This is a genomic window from Psychrobacter cibarius, assembly GCA_030686115.1.
In the GTDB taxonomy this organism is placed as follows: domain Bacteria; phylum Pseudomonadota; class Gammaproteobacteria; order Pseudomonadales; family Moraxellaceae; genus Psychrobacter; species Psychrobacter cibarius_C.
Genome location: CP131612.1, coordinates 218451 through 239029, shown reverse-complemented (window position 1 = coordinate 239029; position 20579 = coordinate 218451). Strand labels below are relative to the sequence as shown.

Below are 20579 nucleotides of genomic sequence, written 5' to 3'. Positions count from 1 at the left end.
TTGTTGTTAATGCTTAGCAGATTTTTAAAGCACATTTAATAATTTATGCTTTTTTAACAACAGAAGATTTAAGCTTCATCGGGCCAAAACCATCAAGTTTACAATCAATATCATGACCATCAGAGGCATCGGGCAGCAGGCGAATACCTTTTGCTTTGGTACCGACTTTAATAACAATCGATGAACCTTTGACTTTTAAGTCTTTAATCACGGTGACGGTATCACCATCTTGCAGCTCATTTCCGACCGCATCACGAATGACCGCGTCTTGCTCTTCAGCTTGTGCCGCATCGGTTTCAGCCGCAGTCCATTCATGAGCACACATGGGACATACCAGTAACGCACCATCTTCGTACGTATATTCAGCATCGCATTTTGGGCAATTGGGTAAGCTCATAATTTCCTCGTCAGCCGTGATAAATTGGGTGTATTCTAGAGCTAACATTGTACCGTAACTCGCCAGCTTTAACCAATCGCTTCACTCGTAAATGCGGTGCTGTGACTAATTGATAGATTCGCTCATGTCTTACAGCGGACATTTTTTATCACACAGTGTTTTGTGGTACTCTGCTTTAACTAAATTTGGTTTGATGACCATGTATCTTTAGATGGTAAAAACCTCAATATTTACTTTAGCAATTACTTTAACAACTCAGTATTCACCACAATATCTGAGGCTATGGCTACTGATAACGATAGCGACTTATGAATAGGATAATAATAATGACTCAATCAAACGTATCGACCCTCCCATCAACATTGCCACACTTTGTTCAACTAACGATTCAAGGTGAAGATGCAGAAAAATTCTTGCAGGGTCAGCTAACCTCTGATGTCACCAAGCTCGGACTCAGTTATCAAGCAACGGCGCTTAGCAATTTAAAAGGTCGCATTGATTTTGGTTTGTGGATAAAAAAACAAGCCGAAAAGCATTATGATGTGGTTATCAGTGCCGATTGTGCTGAGGCTTTTCAAGCCCATTTAAAAAAGTTCGGTGCCTTTTCAAAATTTGACACCAGTGCGCCCGCGCCCATTTATCCTTGCGTGCTTGATGACGTGCCAACTTTTAGTCATCAGGAAAACCACAATACGCCAGCCGATACCCAAGCGTGGATGCAAGCGAGTCTTGCCATTGGCAACTATTGGATAGTTGCTGCAACCCAAGGTCTGTTTCAGCCACAAGAGCTGCGTCTGCATCAGCGTGGTGGTATGGACTATGATAAAGGTTGCTATCTTGGTCAAGAAGTGATTGCCCGTATTTATTTTAAAGCGGCGCCAAAAGCGTTTTTACATTATGTCAGCGGCACAGGTGACGTGCCAGCAGCCGGTGACAAGCTAGAAAACATCCATGTGGTTAATGCGATTGCCGATGGCACTACTAATGGTAATGGTTTTAAAGCATTGGTCGTTGCCCGTCCAGAGCATTTAGCGGATAGTGAGCTTACGATATTAGACTTACCGCCAGCGCTGCAAGCCGATGTTGCGCGTCAAAAATAGTACGATATGATGAGTGACGCGTAATAAGCAGCACTCGTCAAAACATTTTTACTAAAAAAGCAGCAGAGTAATCTATGACCCATATTGCGGTACTCGGAGCGGGCGTGGTGGGCGTGACCACCGCATGGTATCTTCGCCAAGCAGGCTACGATGTGACCGTCATTGAGCGTGAGCCAGCCGCCGGTATGCAGACCTCATTTGCCAATGGTGGGCAAATATCTGTCTCGCACGCAACCCCTTGGGCAAACCCTGCGGCTCCAATTAAGGCGCTTAAATGGCTGTTTCGCGAGGATGCGCCGCTGTTGTATCGCTTGCGTGCTGATAAGGCGCAGCTTAAGTGGGCGATGCAGTTTTTGCAAGAATGCCGGGCAGATAGAGCCGATGCCAATTTGGTACAAATGGTACGTTTGGGCTTGTATTCACGAGATGCACTACAACAGTTGCGTGCTGATATCGGTATTGATTACGAGCAGCAAACGCGTGGTATTATGCATTTTTATACCAATCAAGCGGAATTTGATGCCGCGATTGCGCCAACGGAGCGCATGCAAGCGTTAGGCTGTGAGCGTCATGTCATCGATATCAATAATGCCGTTAACCTAGAGCCTGCGCTTTACCCTATTGCTCATAAGCTAAAAGGTGCGACTTATACCAGCCGTGATGAATCGGGTAATGCCCATTTATTTACCCAGCGCTTAGCCGAGCGCTGCATCGAGGCTGGCATTAAGTTTTTATACGATACCGAGATTCTGGCGTTAAACGCAGACGCCCATTCTGCTCGCCCGCATATCCATAGTATTACCATTCAACCCAAGGGCGAAAACGCGCAAACCTTTAGTGCAGACAGCCATGTACTGGCATTGGGCAGCTATAGCGTATCACTCATGAAGCCGCTGCATATTCATTTAACTATTTTCCCAGCCAAAGGCTACTCAGCCACTTATCAAATCAACCCTCGCGCCCCGCATCTGGCACCCTTTGTCAGTCTCATTGATGATGAGTTTAAGCTGGTGACATCACGCCTTGGCGACAAATTACGCGTCGCTGGAACGGCAGAATTTAACGGCTACAATTTGGATTTAAATAGCACGCGCTGTGCAGCCATTACCCGCCGTGTGCAGCAGTTGTTTCCCAAAGGTATCATTGCCAATTCTGTGCAATATTGGACAGGGCTACGTCCGATGACCCCTTCTAATGTGCCGTTAATTGGGCGCGCGCACAGAGGTCAAGTCCGTCATGGCAGTCATAATGTGGATGCTAGTTTTGATAATTTATGGCTTAATACGGGTCATGGTACGCTTGGCTGGACGCATGCTTGCGGTTCGGCGCAGGCGATCAGCTTATTAATACAAGGTGAGACACCGCCAGTCGATTTTGATTTTGTTGGCTTAGGATCGTAAAAATAAGAAACGTAAGAGTAGGAAATGTAAAAAAGGCGCTACCAATATAAGTCAGCGCCTTTTTTCTTTATATGAAAGACTTTTATTCTAGAACTATTTTATGCAGCGCTCCCTGATTCCATATCAAAATTAACATCTGAATCAGCCGTCTCCAAATCAGTCGCTTCTGGCGCGATTGCTTGCAGTTGTACCGGTACGCCATTGACTGCCGCATTGCCACTTAGCTGATCAATTAAGGTATCGTCTGTCAAATCATTGACACTGACGCCCGCATGCGCTTGAGCGATTTTTTGTTTTACCCCTTTACGGCCATGACCCCACCCATGAGGGATACTCACGACATTTGGCATCAGCTCATCCGTCACTTCTGCTACGATCGTGACACTACCCACACGCGACGTTACTTTTACGTTTTGACCATCCTCAATACCGTACTGTTTCGCCGTTTCAGGATGCAGCATCAAAGTACAGCGCGGCTTACCTTTTACCAAGCGATAGCTGTTGTGTAGCCACGAATTATTGCTGCGTACATGACGACGACCAATCAATAGAATTTGCTTGTCATCATAGTCCTGCATCATCTCCTGCACCCGCTCTAAATCTGCTCGATAAAAATCAACATTAAGATGAATCTGCTTGTCTTTGTGTTTTAACGCTTGTGGCAGCATGGTTTTGAGCGATCCCAAATCAATTCCATGCGGATTTTTCTTCAATTGCTTTAGATTGAGACCCTTATAAGGCCCACGTTTCAGACCTTGATTAAGCACAAATTTCGGACCCAAAACTTTTATTGTTAGGCGTTCGACTTTGGTTGCAAGTACGGCTTTTTTATCCAAGCGTTTTGCTAACCCTAAGTAGATTTGCCAGTCATGTTTGGCACTTCTTTGCTTAGCAAACAATGCCTTTGAATATTTGGCGACGTTATGGACAGCAAAATTGTTAAAGGTGACGTCATAATGATCGCGCTCTAGCGGCGATACCGGCGGCAAAATGATATGCGCATGACGGCTGGTTTCTGTGACAAAGTAGTCAATAGCGACCATAAAGTCTAAGTTGGCAAAAGCCGTATCTAACTTTTCACCATTCGGCGTACTGAGTACAGGGTTGCCCGCGACAGTCATAAATCCTTTTAGCTGCCCCGCCCCTTCTACCAACATCTCATCCGCCATTGCCACGACGGGATAATCGCCATTAAAATCAGGCAAGTTACTCACGCGGCTATGGCGCTTACCTAAATAACCTGGGCCAGAGTTATTGACCACATCAACCGCAGGATTGGGGAACATTATGCCACCCACTTCATCCAAACGACCTGTGACAATATTAATCAGCATAATGAGATACTGACTCAGCAAGCCAAACTCTTGCACCGAAACGCCCATGCGTCCATAACAGACCGAGCTTTCGGCTTCACAAAACTCTTTGACCAGTCGTTTAATCTTAATTGCCGAAATGCCAGTAATATCAGCGACGGACTCGGCGCTATAGTCTTTTGCAAAGTCTGCAATGCGTGCAATCTCTGGCGCGAGCGCCGCGGCTCTATTATTGTTAGCACGTGCCTTGTCCGCATACCCTTGGAGATAAATTTCATTGAGCATGGCAAGCAAGAGCAAAACATCGGTCGCTGGACGAATAAAGTGATGCTCGCTAGCAATGTCGGCGGTTTCGGTGCGCCTTGGGTCGATGACCACTACTTTGCCATCACGGGCTTTGATGTCTTTTAGCTTTTGGCGCATATTTGGCGCTGTCATAATACTACCGTTAGACGCCAGCGGATTACCGCCGATAATAAGCATATATTGGGTACGATTGACGTCAGGCACAGGGATGCGCAGCATATGCCCGAACAGATGCATGCTAACAATGTGATGCGGCAACTGGTCGATGGAAGTCGCAGAAAAGCGACTGCGCGTCTTAATACTGGTTAATAGATGCTTAATGGTTAACATGCCGCCCAAATTATGGACATTAGGATTGCCTAAATAAATCCCGAAAGCGTTTTGACCATGTTTTTTCTGTACCGACTGAATACCGGCGGCAACCTTATCGAGAGCTTCAGCCCAGCCAATCTCTTTCCAACCGTTAGCCGTTCTCTCAACGGGATGACGCAGGCGATCACTGTCTTCATGCAAATCTTGCAAAGCAGTCGCTTTTGGACAAATATACCCTTTAGAAAATGGATCATCTTTATCGCCTTTAATCGATAATACCTTTGCTCCATCGTGCTTTATTTCAATACCGCACATTGCTTCGCATAAATTGCAGGTTCTAAAATGTGTTTGTTCATCCGTGTGACTCTTTTCACTAGCCATGGTCGCGCTCCCTGTTATTTTTTACTATAGTCATTCCACTATAAAAGTATTACTGCGTTAATCTCGTTTGAAGTATTAAATAGACATCTACACTCGGTTGCCTTGTACTACTTTTAAATTGAATCGACTATATCGCTTTCACTATATAAATTCCGTTTTATAAGTTTAATATGGTTGCTAAATTTACTCACCCTAACAATCTTAAAAACACTGAGAATTAGTCAAAGTGCAACATTGATAAGCTGAATGACTAGCTATTTACTCTGTGCCTCTCTTTGGTGAAAAAATGGCTAAAGACGCCATCAAAGTTTTTGCACAATATCTCAATGGCTTGCTGCCGTGAATAACGCTGTTGATGACAGCCCAATATCAATTCATGTACTTGAGCGGCAGCGATATCGACACAGAGATGAACGTCAGATTCGTCAAAAGAGCACTCAGCTGACTGCAATCCCTCTATAAATATCTTAGTCCACTCGTCTCTTATCTCTATGATTAGACTTCCCAACCCGTTACGTTCTATGTTTGAATCAAAGCGCAGACTGTCTTCGAGCAAACGTTGAAATAAAGTGATGTTTTGAAAAGCGGCATCAAAAATCAATGTTAGGCATTCCTGACAACGCTCATTGAAGTCCTCTTTAGACAGCGTTGGATAGTCTTTAAGCATATCTACCCACGCCATGCGCATTGGCGATAAATAATTGTCTTTAAGCTGCTCGCCTAACACCTGCTGCAACGCATCTAAACTATCAAAATGATTATAAAAACTTGGCTGAGCAATACCTGCGCCTTTCGCGATTTTATTCATACTCATACCAAAAGCGCCCTCTACGCTATACAGCTGCAAGGCACTTTTGAGTAACGTATGACGCGTTTTCGCCTTTGCCAGCTCTCGTTTTGTTTCCGGTTTTGTAGCACTTACACTATCAAGTACATTCACTATCAACCTGCCCCAACTTAATCTATAAAACAATTGTTATTTCAACTATAAGGCTATAGCCATTTAAACAAGAAGTCTATCACTAAATGTTTAGCCTTACTTATTCTTGATGATTCGTTTTAACCCATCCTAAAACAATTATAAAAAAATAGCCGCCACATTTATGATGACAGCTACTTTTTTTATTCCTATATTTACAGCGTGTTACGACGTCATTTTTTATAAATCATCGCCAGACTTGTTAATCCTCTTTACGTATGTCACTGATAAAACACTTCATTCATTACACAAATGGACGATGCATAACATAGCTGTGCAGATCTCAATAATGGAGCAACACTCTCAACATTGCATATACAGACATGGCGATGGTGAGCACTTATATTAGATATCACCAGTTAGCTGATTCATAAGTACTGATAGCAGCTGAGTAAAATGTCGATTAAAGACAGATGGAATAATTGTCTCAATAACCAATTTTATAATAAAAGAAGGAACATAAAAATGAACGAACATACTCTAAAAGGTGAATGGAACCAAATAAAAGGCTCAGTAAAACAAAAATGGGCTGATCTTACTGATGATGATTTATTACACGTTGAAGGTAGCCGTGATAAATTGGTCGGAAAAGTTCAAGAACGTTATGGTCACAGCAAAGATGATGCTGAACGTGAAGTAGACGCATGGCGTACTGAACATAAATACTAGTAGATAATCATGCTTGTAAGAAGTATTAAGATAAAAATCTTATAAGCAGATTATTTAAACGAAAACCGCATTAGTTTCTAATGCGGTTTTTTTATGCTGGACTGATCACCAACTTGATTTATATCAAATAATTCTAAAAGATAAAACTCAAAGTCCAGACACGATAAAACCGCATAGCAATTAACTGTTATGCGGTTTTATTGTTAACCATCCATGTTACCTATCACCACTGTTTCCCATGCATCCTTGCATAAGATTCAGCATATTGTGATACTGGGCATCCTGCCCTTTTTACTACAACTACCAGCATTAACTACTGATAGCAGCAAAGGGTATGTGTCCTTACTCCACTTATCATTATCATCCTGATGCTAATAAGTGAATCATTATCCTTAATGCGGTCAACTCAATCCTTGAGTCACATTCCCTAATGCCGTGTGACTATAATGCCTAATTCCTAACCTGATGTTAAGTCGCGTAAGCGTCATTTCGTGTAAGCATATGCTTACATGATTCATATTCGTTACCTTGATTACAACTTATTAACGCAAAAGACACTAATCATCAAGCTTTGTCCATTATGATAGATAATGTAAGAAAATATTTCAAAGCGCATAATGGTAATGACGATGGTAATAATTAATTTGCCAGTAAGTTATGAATACGATTATATGAAAAATTTATAGAGTGCGTACATGCTCGGCTATCACCAGCAATGATGCGACGGGTAATTTAAAAATATTATAGGATATTGGATCATGAAAACTCTAAAGCCTTTCTCATTTAAGACCGTTATGTCTACTGGTCTTGCGGTTGCATTATTGGGCACTACAGTTGGGTGTACCGTCGTCGGTCCAGGATATGATAATTATCCAGTATATGGTGGTAATGATGATTATGGTAACGCTGACTACAACCGTATTAGTCAAAAGCTACGCGCTGATCTGCGCCGTAAAGGCTATCAGGTTATGGATACCAAATCCGATAACTACCGTGGCAATCGCATAATGACCGCTTATGCCAAAAAGAACAACCAAGCATACGAGCTAAAATACACGTATCCTGATCTAAAGCTTATTAGCTCAAATAAAAAAGCTTGGTCTAATGTTTGGCAAGACGATAGATATGACAAAGACCATTACAAGAAAGACAAATATAAAAATAATGGCAAGCATAAGAATAATAAGCACTATAAGAATGACGATATCGAAGATAGCATTAAAAGAGACTCGCGTTATCCAGCAATTAAGCAACGTGCAATCAATAAAATACAAGGCATGGGTTATCGGGTCAACGACATTGAGCTGGAAGAAAAGAACGGACGCGGCGTGTTCGAGATTGAAGCCAAGCGCGGCTCGCAAGAATATGAAATACGACTTGGTTACCCAAACTTAAATGTGATTAAGATTGAAAAAGACTAGAGCATATCCTCCATTCAATTGATAGTTATAGTCAATCCTATATAAATCAGATACGGTGTCAGGCTCGCTTAGTCTACTATTTATAGTATTTTCGCTTGCCTTCCTTGAATCTAAATTATATTGAACCGACTATATTTAAGTGCATTAAAAATGAGATAAGTAAAATAAAGCTATTAAATAAAGTTTTTGGCATCATTGACTACTTGATGCCTTTGGTCAAATAAGCCAGCCCTTGGTTTATTTGACCCTTTTTTATAAGAGACGCAAAAACATCTTTGACATCATAAGAGGATTTGATGAACCACCATACTTTATTAAAAACCACTACTAGCACTAGTATGATTGCAGTGTTGCTGACGATAACGACTGGCTGTGTCACCGCACCTGGTTATAATGCTTACGGCGACCTTTACGAAGACATTTATAAAGACAGTAAGGTCTACAAAAAGCACAAGAAGACCATCAACTCCATTGATAAAGAGCTTTATCAGCCTGCTATCGAGCAAAGGGCTGCGAATAAAGTCAGCAATATGGGTTATCGAGTCAAAGACGTCAAATACAAAAAAGGTGACAGTAAAATAAAAGTAAAAGCCAAACGCGGCAGTGAAGATTACAAAATCGAGCTTGGCTATCCGAGTTATAACGTGATTAAAATCAAAAAAGACTGAGAGCTGACCCTAAAAGTCTAATACTTCAATCACATCATAGGCAGGCATTTCATAAGGATGCGCCTGCTTTAACGCCTCGACGACCTCTTTAATATCAGCATCAGCCACTACCATTTCTACTCGCCATTCCTCAACGGTTTCCAGTCGATCATGTGCTCCAATATTCGGATTACTGCCTGCCAGTGGCCTAAATTGCCCTGTCCCCTGCACTTGCCAACAGCACTGTTCATAATTGCCAATCGTCCCAGCGCCCGCCGAAAATAAAGCGGACTTGACCTGCTCTAATGCTGTATCTGGAATAAAAACGGTCAGTTTATACATGTATTACTTCCTTCCAGTCTATTTAGAAAAACAGCCATCAACTATCAATCTTACTATTTTTTGGATAACGAAGGATGGTCTGTCCAAATGTAGCGTAATAACCACTCTTTTGCCTCGCCCGCATAATCAATGCCAATCCGTGGACGCAGCGATACTGGCGGCTTGCAACCGTCGTCTTCTATCCAAACGGCTGATGCTGGATGAATGGATTTGCCATACAAGTCACGGTCGATTTGTAAACGCTTGGTCAGCTTACCGGGACCAGCGAACTGCTTGGGATGAATCAGTTGTTGATCTAAGCTCAATAACTGCTCATCTCGCAAGCGGCCACTATCTTCTGCTAAAAACCCCGCACGTATCAGCACCGACTCAGGGGAGTCGATAGCACCACTGATTAAATTGAGCATATGATGGACGCCATAAGTCAAATACACGTAAAAAACACCACCTTGCTCATACATGATTTCAGTGCGCGGCGTTCGACTGCCAGCATGTGAATGACAAGCGGGATCGCCCGCACCGATGTAAGCTTCGGTTTCTGAGATACGCATACGTAGTATTTTAGGCGTGCCATCCGTATCTAACAGCTTTCTACACAGCACTTTACCTATTAAGTCAGCAGCGACCACACAGGTTGGTCGAGTAAACCATGATGGCGCTAAAATAGTAGGCTGCGCCGTGGAAGTTTGAGACGTTGACATTAGTAATGACCTTTTATGCTTTTATATCATTGAATAATTAATAAGTTATCATAAAATTAAGAAAAGGTATGGCACACAGTGTTTAAGGAATGTTTAAACAAACCTTGCAAGGTCGATATAGCATTCAAAAAGATGATTTCTGCTGAATGAATAAGCATAAAAAAGGAAGAATGAGGTAACATTGGAATGAGGAATGAAACGTAAACTTAGACAAAAAGGAAGTCAAAAAATGAAAGGGATTACACGCTTCTCGAATAGCTTGATGGAAAAATATTTACCAGATCCATTTCTGTTCGTCATTATTTTAACCTTGGTTATTTTTGTAATGGGCTTAGGTTTAACCGACTCTTCACCGGTACAGATGGTGGCGTTTTGGGGTGAAGGCTTCTGGGCTTTGCTGGCATTCTCAATGCAAATGGTGTTGGTGCTAGTAACTGGTTTTGTATTAGCAAGCAGCCCCATATTTAAAAAAGGGCTGGGTAAACTTGCCAGTTTCGCAAGCTCGCCAGGTAGTGCGATTATACTGGTCACCTTAGTATCGCTTGCAGCAAGCTGGATTAATTGGGGATTTGGCTTGGTCATTGGGGCATTATTTGCCAAAGAGCTGGCGAAGCGTGTCGAAAATGTCGATTACCGTTTATTGATTGCCAGCGCCTATTCTGGATTTATCATTTGGCATGCCGGATTCTCTGGGTCGATTCCATTATCCATTGCAACAGCAGGCCATCCCTTCGTTGATAAAATCGGTGTTATTCCAACAAGTGCGACCATCTTTGCTAGCTATAACCTAATTATCGTCGCAGCATTGGTTATTATCGTCCCTTTATTAAACCGTCTGATGATGCCAAAAAAAGAAGATACGATTACGGTAGATCCAAAACTTCTAGTAGATCCTATCCCTGAGGATCTGCCAGCCAAATCGGATATGACACCAGCAGAACGCTTAGAAAACAGCTGGATTTTATCAATGGTCATTGGCGTATTGGGCATCGCCTTTATCGTGTATTATTTCGCACAGAACGGTTTTGCTCTAACGCTCGACTTGGTTAACTTTATGTTCTTGTTTCTTGGTATTATATTTCACGGTACACCTCGCAAGTATTTGATTGCAGTTCAAGAAGCGGTTAAAGGTGCAGGCGCTATCATCGTCCAATTTCCTTTTTATGCAGGCATTATGGGAATGATGACAGCTTCGGGGTTGGCAGGTGTGATGTCAGAAGCGTTTGTCAACGTTTCAACAGCGGAGACGCTACCACTTTTTGCTTTCCTCAGTGCAGGACTCGTCAACTTTTTTGTTCCTTCAGGTGGTGGACAATGGGCAGTACAAGCACCAATCATGTTAGAAGCGGCGGAAATGTTGGGTAGTGATCCGTCACGAGTTGCTATGGCTGTAGCATGGGGTGATGCTTGGACAAATATGATTCAGCCATTTTGGGCATTACCAGCACTGGCGATCGCAGGTCTAAAAGCCAAAGATATCATGGGTTTTTGTGTCATCGTGCTGATTGTCAGTGGTGTTGTGATTGGTTTAGGACTCTTGTTTTTATAATAAATCCTATAACTCCAACATTAACTATTTTAATAAAGAGGTTGTTCTTATCTTTAGATAATAATGAAGTAAATCAAATAGCAGTGGAGCTATTCAGAATAGCCATATTTGATAATAACGACTACCTTTAGGTCAAAGCCTTTATATTATTAGTCGTAAGATAAACACGAAGATTAATTTAAAATCACAAAAAAACTGAGCACATGGCTCAGTTTTTTTTACGCTAAAGATTGACCTGCAGTGCAGTGCCAATCAAACATCTAGCTTAATGGCACACCAATACGGTTAGCCACTTCTTCATAAGCTTCAATGACATCGCCTAATGATTGACGGAAGCGGTCTTTATCCAGCTTCTTCTTAGTCGTCTTGTCCCAAATACGGCAGCCATCTGGTGAAAACTCATCCCCTAAGACGATACGGTCATGGAACACACCAAATTCTAGTTTGAAATCAACCAGTATCAAATCACCTGCTTCGAATAACGCATTTAACACTTCATTTACTTGATGAGTCAGCTCTTCCATTCTGGCAAGTTGTGCTTCGGTTGCCCAGCCAAGAGACACAGCAAGTGACTCATTGACCATTGGATCACCCAGTGCATCATCTTTATAAAACAATTCATAAGTAGGCGGCGTCAATGCTTGCCCTTCTTCTAAGCCCAAACGACGAACCAAGCTGCCCGCAGCAAAGTTACGAACCACGCACTCAACTGGAATCATCTCTAAACGCTTGACCAATACTTCATCTTCAGACAATTGCTTTTCAAAATGCGTTTCGATACCAGCATCAGCCAGTTTTTGCATGATGAAAGCATTAAAACGATTATTAACGACACCTTTGCGTGCTAATTGCTCAATACGCTTGCCATCAAGCGCTGAAGTATCATCACGGAAATGTAGAATCAAAAGATCATTATCTTCAGTTTCATAGACAGATTTGGCTTTGCCTTTATACAGCAGTTGTTGCTTTTGCATTATGGGAGTTCCTGTTCGTTCAAGCTTATGTGGTAAAAACGCGCAGCGACCGCTGATTTTTGTATGACAGAATGAATAATATTTACATTAATCACTGTAAAATGTCAGCGGTATAAATAAGGAAATAGCTTTAATTCGAAGGACTACTGACAGCGCGCTCAGGCTTCGGTAGCTGGTACTGATTACCTGATTCGTTCTGTAATTTCAGGGTATTTGCACCAGCATTAGGAGTTGCATACAAAGGTACAAAAGGCGCTGGTTCTTTGTTAGCAGGCAGCTCTATTGGCACAAGCTTTTTGCTTTGCTGATATTCTAAACTACCATTGTCACGCTTACCAAGTAAGTTTTTAGCACTTTGGCAACCGCTCAATACTAAGGTGCTTCCCAATATTAAGGTCAGCAGCGCAGGGAATCTTTTTGCAGTCGGTGATGATGTTTTCATCATATTATCTCTCTGAGTTAGCATTTACACGCATCATTTTATAATAAGTTCGCACGCACCAAGGCGTCATCAATAGTGGCATGATGTTGTTCAGCCAACCATACCAAAGGCAGACGAATACCAGTATCTATCATACCCATTTTATGAAGCGCATATTTGGCTGGGATAGGACTTGACTCAATAAACAAGTCACGGTGTAAATGCTTGACCACATCATGTGCTTTATGAGCCGCATCAAAATCACCACGAAGCGCCGCTGTAAAAGTCTCGCTCATCGCTTTCGGGGCGACGTTGGCAGTGACTGAGATATTACCTTTACCACCAAATGTCATCAAATCAAGCGCCGTACCGTCATCGCCAGATAGCACGACGATTCTATCGCCCACTGCTTTGATCAATTGCTCACCGCGAGCGATAGAGCCTGTGGCATCTTTAATCGCAACGATATTATCGATATCAGCCAGACGTTCTACGGTCTCTTGTGCAATATCAACGACCGTACGTCCTGGCACATTATAAAGCATCTGCGGGATATTTACCGCGCGCGCGATAGCCTTATAATGTTGGTATAAGCCTTCTTGTGGCGGCTTGTTATAATAAGGCGCAACCAATAGCGCACAATCTGCACCAGCGTCGGCAGCATCTTGGGTCAGCTTAATGGCTTCCATCGTATTATTGGCACCTGTGCCAGCAATCACTGGTACACGACCTTTGACATGCTGAACAAAGTAGCGAATAACATCGCTGTGCTCTTGCATAGATAGGGTCGCTGACTCGCCAGTAGTACCAACGGCAACGAGGCAATGTGTGCCTTGCTCAATCTGCCAATCTATGAGATCCGCCAGACGTTTATAATCGACCGTGCCGTCAGGATGCATGGGCGTTACCAAGGCTACCATTGAGCCTTGTAGTCGGGTTTTGATCTCGTCGTATGCTGTGCTCATAACCGTGCCTTACTGTATTATCCTAGCTTTTTTCAAAGCTGTCACATGATAGGTCGTTGGCAAGTGTCAATGATTACGTCTACGCCTGTACTCATATTGTGTACATTCATAGGCGCCATTGGCAATATCTTGCTTGATATTAATGCTGAGTATTTTTTATGATCAATCTTTTTCTATGATAAAAGCGTTCGCAATATAGATGCTAAAAATCGTCTTGGCCTTATTTTTGCCAATGACCGACAACGCTTATTTAATACTAAAAATAGAATAATAAAAACGCCTGCTAGTGTAGCATATTTTGATTTGACCGCTATCAATCAATTAACGTTCAATCAATTGAATTGCTGACATGCCGTTACAACCTACAAACCAACAGCCTTATTATTCAACTCTCAGTTTAGCGCAATGAATCAGCGCTGATAAGTCTTTTGAGTCATGTTAACGAATCGTCAACACATCGATAGTGGGGCGATACAAGCGAAAAGGCAACCCTCGTGTACCAATACCGCTACTGACAAATATCTGCGCACTGCCATGTTGGTATAAACCCCGCTGCTTACCCATGCGGCTATTATTCAACAGGGTTGACTGCTCGCTACTACGTGCGATATTTTTTTGTTTTTGTGCCAACCATATATTTTTTTGAATCGCCTTTGCTGCACCAGTAATCAATAGTGGTCGTGGCTGTAAGGATTTTGGCAAATCGCTAATACTATCAAATCGTGAAGCCAAGATGATGACGGGCTTCGTGGTATTAGCAATTTCAGCACCAAGCGCGGCTTTATCAGACGCATTTGCCTCTTCAATATCAGCAAACTGTTTAGGAACATCTTGCCAGCCGCAAAGCACGGCGACGGTTGGGCTATTTTCCAAATTTTGCTGTCTAAAACCCTCTTTATTATTTTTAGAATAGCTCGCACTGGGCATTACTGAAAGCGCATTAGTAGCCCCAGTACATTTAAGTGGCAGTGACGTACACTGCTGACCGATATAGCTAATATCGAGTACATCAAAGGCACTGGACAACGTATCTTCTAATAGCGGCTGTCCTTGCTTAGTCGTATTAATCGATTGATAACGCAAGTCTGAGGTACTCATCACTGTATAAATAGGCTTATTAACCCCTTTAAACAACATGAGCTGACCCACTAAATCAGCACTTGGATAATATAACCAGTCGCCCGTAATCAGCACCGCATCTGCTGGTAACGCATTGATGGTAGCAACCAGTTTACGAATATGACGCGGCTTGCCGCTATACAAGCCTATGCGTAAATCAGCCAATACGGCAACCGTCAACGGTGTGGATAAATCTAAGTCGATTGCATGATGATCTAAACGTAAACGATTGGGTTGTATCACCACGGTATAAAAATAGAACCCCATTGCAAATACAGCCACTAGCACGAGTGGTAGTGATAGCTGCGCTAGTATCGGCAGCATGTCTTGCGACCAACCTATCACCAACAGCAAAGCCCAAACGGGCATAGTATAGGCAGCATAATATAGTGCCAATTTAAACCAAATACGCATAAAACGTTTGGTAGGATTGGCATTGAACGTTTGTAATCCTGACCACAGTATAATATACGCAAGCAATACTGCTGTCGTAGAGATACTTAGGATATAAAGAGCATGGTCAGTCATAATTACCTGATGGTTACGAGAGAGTATGAGCCGAGCAACTGGCTTACCCTATATTAGAACGTATAGAGCGATAAATAAATCGCTCCATGAACAAGTTAGTGACAATGTTAAATTATTTTAAGTCATGGTTAAAAAAATCAGCCATTATAGGGGTCGAGCTCTATCATAGACAAGTAGAATTATTGACGCGCCTGTTATGCCATGCTCAGTTGCTGCCCCGACTACCCATTACTCCTACCAAGCTATCAAAGCTATCAAGGCTTACTCAATACGTAAGCCAATAATCGCGGGAATACCTTGGCGGATAATTTCAATGGTTACTACGCCTTTTTTGGGCAATGATGAGATCGCGCTTGAAAAATCCGTGACCTTTTTAATTGGCTTTTGGTGGAAATTGGTAATCACATCACCTGCCAATAGACCTGAGCGCGCCGCCAATCCCGTTGGGTCAACTGTGGTAACCAAAATGCCCGTCTTATTATCCACTGCGATTTCTGCTTGCTCATCAGCGGTCAAGTTACGTAAACGCAAGCCTAACTGCACCTCATCATTCTGCTGATCGCCGCTTTGTGCTCTCACATCATTGGGCGCATAAGTGAGTTTACCGCTGATGGTCATCTGCTTACCATTACGCTGAATCTGTGCGCGGAAGCTATCGCTCGGTTTGGCACGATTGAGCAAGTTTAATAAATCTGAGGCGCGCATAATTTGCACTTCATTATATTGCAAAATGATATCGCCAGGTTTTAGACCAGCTTTTTGTGCAGGTGAGTCTGGTGATACTCTTGTCAGTAGTGCACCTTGAGGACGATCTAGGTTATAAGCTTCTGCTAAATTGCGATCGATGTCTTGCGGATAAATACCTAAATAAGCACGTACCACTTCGCCATCAGTTTTTAGCTGCTCGTAAATATCCATCGCCGCATCAATCGGAATGGAAAACGACAGACCCATATAACCACCAGTACCACTAAAGATACGCGAATTAATACCAATCACTTCACCACGCTGATTAAATAGTGGACCGCCTGAGTTACCCGGGTTCAATGCCACATCTGTTTGGATAAATGGCACGCTAGTATCGCGTGAAAAACTGCGTGATTTAGCACTGACAATGCCCGCCGATGCTGAGTAATCAAAACCAAATGGCGAACCAATAGCTAGTACTGGCTCCCCTACTTTCAGAGCATTCGAGTCGCCGATAGGCAAAGCAGGAAATTGGTTGCCCGAGACTTTTAACACTGCTACATCAGAGCGCTCATCACTACCAACCAAGGTTGCATCAAGCTCCGTTCTATCGTTAAGAGTAACAGTGATTTTATCAGCGCCCTCCACCACATGATGGTTGGTCAGCATATAACCATCAGCTGTGACAAAAAAAGCCGTGCCATAAGCATGCTCAATCGCTGGCGTGGCAGCCTGATCAGGAATACGTAAACGATCACCAAAGAACTGCCGTAACAATTCGGCTGTTTGGGCTTTGGCAAGCTCAGCCTCGCTGACGGTCTTGGTGACATTTACGCGGGCAACGGCTGGGGTAACTTGCTGCACTAAGTCAGAAAAATCCGCCGTGGTGACGACAGCTTGGGCGCTCGCCATGGCGGTGGCAGTGACGCCAGTAACCATCGAGGTACTGACAGCAAGCACCAGCGCACTACGTTTTAACCAATGCGGCACATAAAACTTAGATTGCGCTGTAAGCATATTGATAGGCATGTTGTCCTCCATATAAGTAATCGTTGTTATTTTTAATGGTTATGTTTTGGCTACTATCGCTAGTGACGTGTATACGATGTTTTAATTTTAACCAAATCCGTATATGACAAACGTTGCATCGGCACTTAATGTTATAACGGCCAACCTTTTTAGTCGCTATCTAGTCGTTTATTAGATTACTGTTTTTTATACCCTTATGCCATCGACCATTCACCTTTCCTTATATAAACACCCCAAAACAATGATAATCCTCGCTAGGTGCATGATAAAGACGGCTACTGTATGATAAGTCATCGTGCTATTTTGTCATTATTCCGATCATGTAGGATAACCCAAGGCGCGATTATTTGACCCAGTTATTGTATAGTTTTAACGCTGCCTACTGATATCGTGCTAGATACGGCCTTGCTCAGCATGAAATAAAAGCATGTTATGATAGCAAGCCAAATAACTTTTCAAGCAAACTAAAGTCTATAAATAATCATTATTGACTATTGTTTTATAAAGCTGGCTATTATCACCCTTATTTTTCATCTTTTGCATCACTAGAATAATGCGATGGTCGATTCAAGATAAATGGATAAAAAAAGTCGCGTGACAGTACTATCAATAATAGTCTGAGCGAGCTTGATGCCATATGCGATTTATATAAGATTAACGATTTTTTCTAGCAATGCTTTTGTCTTTACTACTCTATAGTAGTTATATCATATCTGGCTCATGTTGTGATTCATGATGGATACCATTGTCGTCGCTTACGTTTCATAGAGATGTGTCTCTATAGCGAGTAGCGTCAACTTATTACTATACTACTGGCAGCCGCGACTCTAAAAAAGCGGTTGATAGCTATAAAATACGACAAGATTATAAAAGGATCAATTTATGGATACCGCCCTATTATTATCTGGCGTGGTTGGGATTGGCATTGCTGCCCAATGGTTGGCTTGGTATTTAAAGCAACCGTCCATTTTATTTTTATTACTGATTGGCATTATCGTGGGCCCAGTGCTGGGAGTCTTCGATCCTGACTTGGTGCTGGGGGAGCTGATGTTCCCCTTCATCTCTTTGGGCGTGGCGATTATCCTATTTGAAGGCTCGCTGACGTTAGAGTTTGACGAGATTAAACAGCATGGCACCGTGGTGCAAATGCTGGTGTCGGTCGGTGTACTTATCACCATTGCTATCGTGGCGTTATCGACTTATCTCTTATTCAATGTCGATCCACTGATTGCTTTGCTGTTCGGTGCGCTCGTGTGCGTCACGGGTCCAACGGTGATTATGCCGCTATTACGTAGTGTGCGTCCCAATAAGACCATCTCTAATATCCTCAAATGGGAAGGTATCATCATTGACCCAATCGGCGCTATTGCCGTGGTTTTGGTCTATGAATACATCATCTCAGGCGGCGAAGCCAGCAGTATCTTATTGTTTGCCAAAATCGTGGTATTAGCGACAGCGATGGGTATGGCAGGCGCTTGGCTACTTGCCTTCTTGATGCGTCGGCATATGATTCCTGAATTTTTACGCAATGTCTTTACGCTTGCCTTTGTCTTGGTGTTATTTTCAGTATCGAACCATTTAGAGCATGAGTCTGGGCTATTGACAGTCACTGTATTGGGCGTGGCATTGGCGAATTGGCCAAAATTCCCACGCGATACGATTTTAGAGTTCAATGAATCTTTAACCATCCTTCTTATCTCTGTGCTGTTTATTATCCTTGCAGCACGTGTAGAGCTGGAAAGCTTACTTAGCGTTGGTTTCGCAGGTCTGGTGTTACTTGCTATCGTCATGTTTGTGGCGCGACCTTTATCCGTTTGGGCATCGTCTATTGGCTCAAACTTAAAGACCAATGAAAAGCTGATGATTAGTTGGATTGGGCCACGTGGTATCGTCGCTGCAGCCATCTCATCACTGTTTGCTATTCGTCTGCAAGAGTACGATATCCAAGGTGTTGAGCTGCTTGTGCCCTTAGTATTCATGGTCATTATTGGCACGGTTATGATTCAGGGCTTGGGGGCAAAAATAGTCGGCAACTTGCTGGGTGTCCGTGAGCCTGAGACCAATGGTATTCTTATCGTCGGCTCAAATCCCATTGCGCTTTTGGTAGCAACTTCTCTAAAAGATCAGGGCTTTGATGTCATCGTCGCACACAACAACTATACCAATATTGCCCGTGCACGCATGAGTGGTCTGCGTACTTATTTTGGCAATCCCATCTCTGATCACGCCGATCATCATCTTGACCTGATCGGTATCGGTCGGCTGTTTGCCATGAGTATGGACAAAGAGATGAACACCTTATCTGAGATTCATTACCGTCATGAATTTGGTGAGCGCAAATTGTACCGTCTCAAGTTCAGCGACGAAAAGGTCAAAAGCGAGCGCGATGATAAGCAAGGCAACTTCCACTCGCAGTGGCTGTTTGGCAAAGACGTCACCTACACCAAACTTGCCAGTATGCTGTCGAAAAAAGCCCGTATCAAGATTACCAACATTACTGACAGCTACAGCTTTGAGCAATACAAAGCCGACAATAAGCAATTCGTGCCGCTGTATACAATCGACAAAGAAGGCAAGCTACACGTCATTACCGATAAGTTTGACGGCATCGTACCACGCGATCGCAAGCTCATCTCACTGGTGGTAGAAGATGAAGTACAGCCAAAACCTGTCGATGTGACACCTAAACAAGAGCAGGCACGACTGGCAGCTGATGCTAACTTTGAGTCCAGCTCAAAAGCGCCTGAAAAGCGTAAAGAAAAAGAGCTGAACGATGATAGTGTTGATGCAACAGAACAATCCACTGCCACTGATAGCGACAGCGCTAAAGAAATAATCGCTGAGCAGAAAATCACTGAGCAGAAAATCACTGAGCAGAAAGTCGCTGAGCAAAATGCAGCTAACGAGATATCAAACCATTCGAGCAGCAGTGCTGAAACTAAAACCACGCCAGACACCTTGAATGACAAAGTAATAACGTCAAAAGATGAGTCTATTGACGTCGTTAATAAAGACGTCATGTCAGCCAACTCGACAGCGACTTCGAAGGCAATGCCTAAAAATAAAGTGTCTAACAACAGTAGTACGAATGGTAATGGCAACGCACCTAAAACCAAGAAGGGCGCGCTTGATCCCAATCGTTTACCCGACTCTGGTCAAGATAATACAACCAATGCAAGCTCTGATGTCGATATTACTAAAGGCGATATCACTAAAGACAACATTAACAAAGACAATATTCAAGAAATTTCAGATAATAAAGCTGTGAATAAACAGGATAAATAATTCTTGCCACAGCTTTGATTTAACAAAGTTTTGACAATACCTTGATGACTGTTT

17 protein-coding genes are annotated in these 20579 nt (G+C 42.8%); 7 read left to right on the top strand and 10 right to left on the bottom strand.

Annotation, left to right across the window (positions count from 1 at the left end):
• Window positions 1-43: 43 nt before the first annotated feature.
• A complete protein-coding gene (locus Q6344_01015; protein ID WLG13971.1) occupies window positions 44-397 on the bottom strand; it encodes a zinc ribbon domain-containing protein YjdM in 354 nt (117 codons plus the stop codon).
• A gap of 326 nt (window positions 398-723) precedes the next feature.
• On the opposite strand from Q6344_01015, the gene Q6344_01010 reads away from it, so the two are divergent.
• A complete protein-coding gene (locus Q6344_01010) occupies window positions 724-1497 on the top strand; it encodes a folate-binding Fe/S cluster repair protein (protein WLG13970.1) in 774 nt (257 codons plus the stop codon).
• A 74-nt stretch (window positions 1498-1571) separates the two neighbouring features.
• Window positions 1572-2897 (top strand): D-amino acid dehydrogenase, encoded by a 1326-nt coding sequence (locus Q6344_01005; protein WLG13969.1) that lies wholly within the window; start codon window positions 1572-1574, stop codon window positions 2895-2897.
• Between the two features lie 98 nt (window positions 2898-2995).
• On the opposite strand, the gene Q6344_01000 is transcribed toward Q6344_01005, so the two are convergent.
• Both Q6344_01000 and Q6344_00995 read right to left on the bottom strand, forming a co-directional pair.
• A complete protein-coding gene (locus Q6344_01000) occupies window positions 2996-5209 on the bottom strand; it encodes a molybdopterin oxidoreductase family protein (GenBank protein ID WLG13968.1) in 2214 nt (737 codons plus the stop codon).
• A gap of 250 nt (window positions 5210-5459) precedes the next feature.
• Window positions 5460-6023, bottom strand: coding sequence for a TetR/AcrR family transcriptional regulator (locus tag Q6344_00995; GenBank protein ID WLG13967.1), 564 nt, complete (start codon window positions 6021-6023; stop codon window positions 5460-5462).
• A 630-nt stretch (window positions 6024-6653) separates the two neighbouring features.
• Between Q6344_00995 and Q6344_00990 the strand changes: the two genes are divergently transcribed.
• The 3 genes from Q6344_00990 (at window position 6654) to Q6344_00980 (ending at window position 8946) form a co-directional block, all read left to right on the top strand.
• Window positions 6654-6857 carry a CsbD family protein gene (locus Q6344_00990; protein WLG13966.1) on the top strand — a complete coding sequence of 68 codons (204 nt, stop codon included), beginning with the start codon at window positions 6654-6656 and terminating at the stop codon, window positions 6855-6857.
• A gap of 758 nt (window positions 6858-7615) precedes the next feature.
• The gene (locus tag Q6344_00985) at window positions 7616-8278 is read left to right on the top strand and encodes a hypothetical protein (GenBank protein ID WLG13965.1); all 663 of its coding nucleotides are present in this window, start codon (window positions 7616-7618) and stop codon (window positions 8276-8278) included.
• 296 nt (window positions 8279-8574) lie between these two features.
• A complete protein-coding gene (locus tag Q6344_00980) occupies window positions 8575-8946 on the top strand; it encodes a hypothetical protein (GenBank protein WLG13964.1) in 372 nt (123 codons plus the stop codon).
• A gap of 9 nt (window positions 8947-8955) precedes the next feature.
• Here Q6344_00980 and Q6344_00975 read toward each other — a convergent pair whose 3' ends face one another.
• Together Q6344_00975 and Q6344_00970 are read right to left on the bottom strand one after the other, a co-directional pair.
• Window positions 8956-9267: a P-II family nitrogen regulator gene (locus Q6344_00975; GenBank protein WLG13963.1), complete on the bottom strand. Its 312-nt coding sequence runs from the start codon at window positions 9265-9267 to the stop codon at window positions 8956-8958.
• Between the two features lie 53 nt (window positions 9268-9320).
• Entirely contained in the window at window positions 9321-9968 is a 648-nt protein-coding gene (locus tag Q6344_00970) for a DNA-3-methyladenine glycosylase (GenBank protein WLG13962.1), read from the bottom strand.
• 229 nt (window positions 9969-10197) lie between these two features.
• Here Q6344_00970 and Q6344_00965 point away from each other — a divergent pair, with 229 nt between their 5' ends.
• Window positions 10198-11517, top strand: a complete 1320-nt coding sequence (locus tag Q6344_00965) for a short-chain fatty acid transporter (GenBank protein WLG13961.1) — start codon at window positions 10198-10200, stop codon at window positions 11515-11517.
• Window positions 11518-11777: 260 nt separating this feature from the next.
• Here Q6344_00965 and Q6344_00960 read toward each other — a convergent pair whose 3' ends face one another.
• The 5 genes from Q6344_00960 to Q6344_00940 form a co-directional block, all read right to left on the bottom strand.
• Window positions 11778-12491 (bottom strand): phosphoribosylaminoimidazolesuccinocarboxamide synthase, encoded by a 714-nt coding sequence (locus Q6344_00960; protein ID WLG13960.1) that lies wholly within the window; start codon window positions 12489-12491, stop codon window positions 11778-11780.
• A 130-nt stretch (window positions 12492-12621) separates the two neighbouring features.
• Window positions 12622-12936: a hypothetical protein gene (locus Q6344_00955; protein ID WLG13959.1), complete on the bottom strand. Its 315-nt coding sequence runs from the start codon at window positions 12934-12936 to the stop codon at window positions 12622-12624.
• 35 nt (window positions 12937-12971) lie between these two features.
• Complete coding sequence (gene dapA, locus Q6344_00950) at window positions 12972-13877, bottom strand: 4-hydroxy-tetrahydrodipicolinate synthase (GenBank protein ID WLG13958.1); 906 nt, start codon at window positions 13875-13877, stop codon at window positions 12972-12974.
• Between the two features lie 438 nt (window positions 13878-14315).
• Window positions 14316-15524: a hypothetical protein gene (locus Q6344_00945; protein ID WLG13957.1), complete on the bottom strand. Its 1209-nt coding sequence runs from the start codon at window positions 15522-15524 to the stop codon at window positions 14316-14318.
• A 261-nt stretch (window positions 15525-15785) separates the two neighbouring features.
• Window positions 15786-17240: a Do family serine endopeptidase gene (locus tag Q6344_00940; protein WLG13956.1), complete on the bottom strand. Its 1455-nt coding sequence runs from the start codon at window positions 17238-17240 to the stop codon at window positions 15786-15788.
• 882 nt (window positions 17241-18122) lie between these two features.
• Between Q6344_00940 and Q6344_00935 the strand changes: the two genes are divergently transcribed.
• Complete coding sequence (locus Q6344_00935) at window positions 18123-20525, top strand: cation:proton antiporter (GenBank protein WLG13955.1); 2403 nt, start codon at window positions 18123-18125, stop codon at window positions 20523-20525.
• Window positions 20526-20579 lie beyond the last annotated feature (54 nt).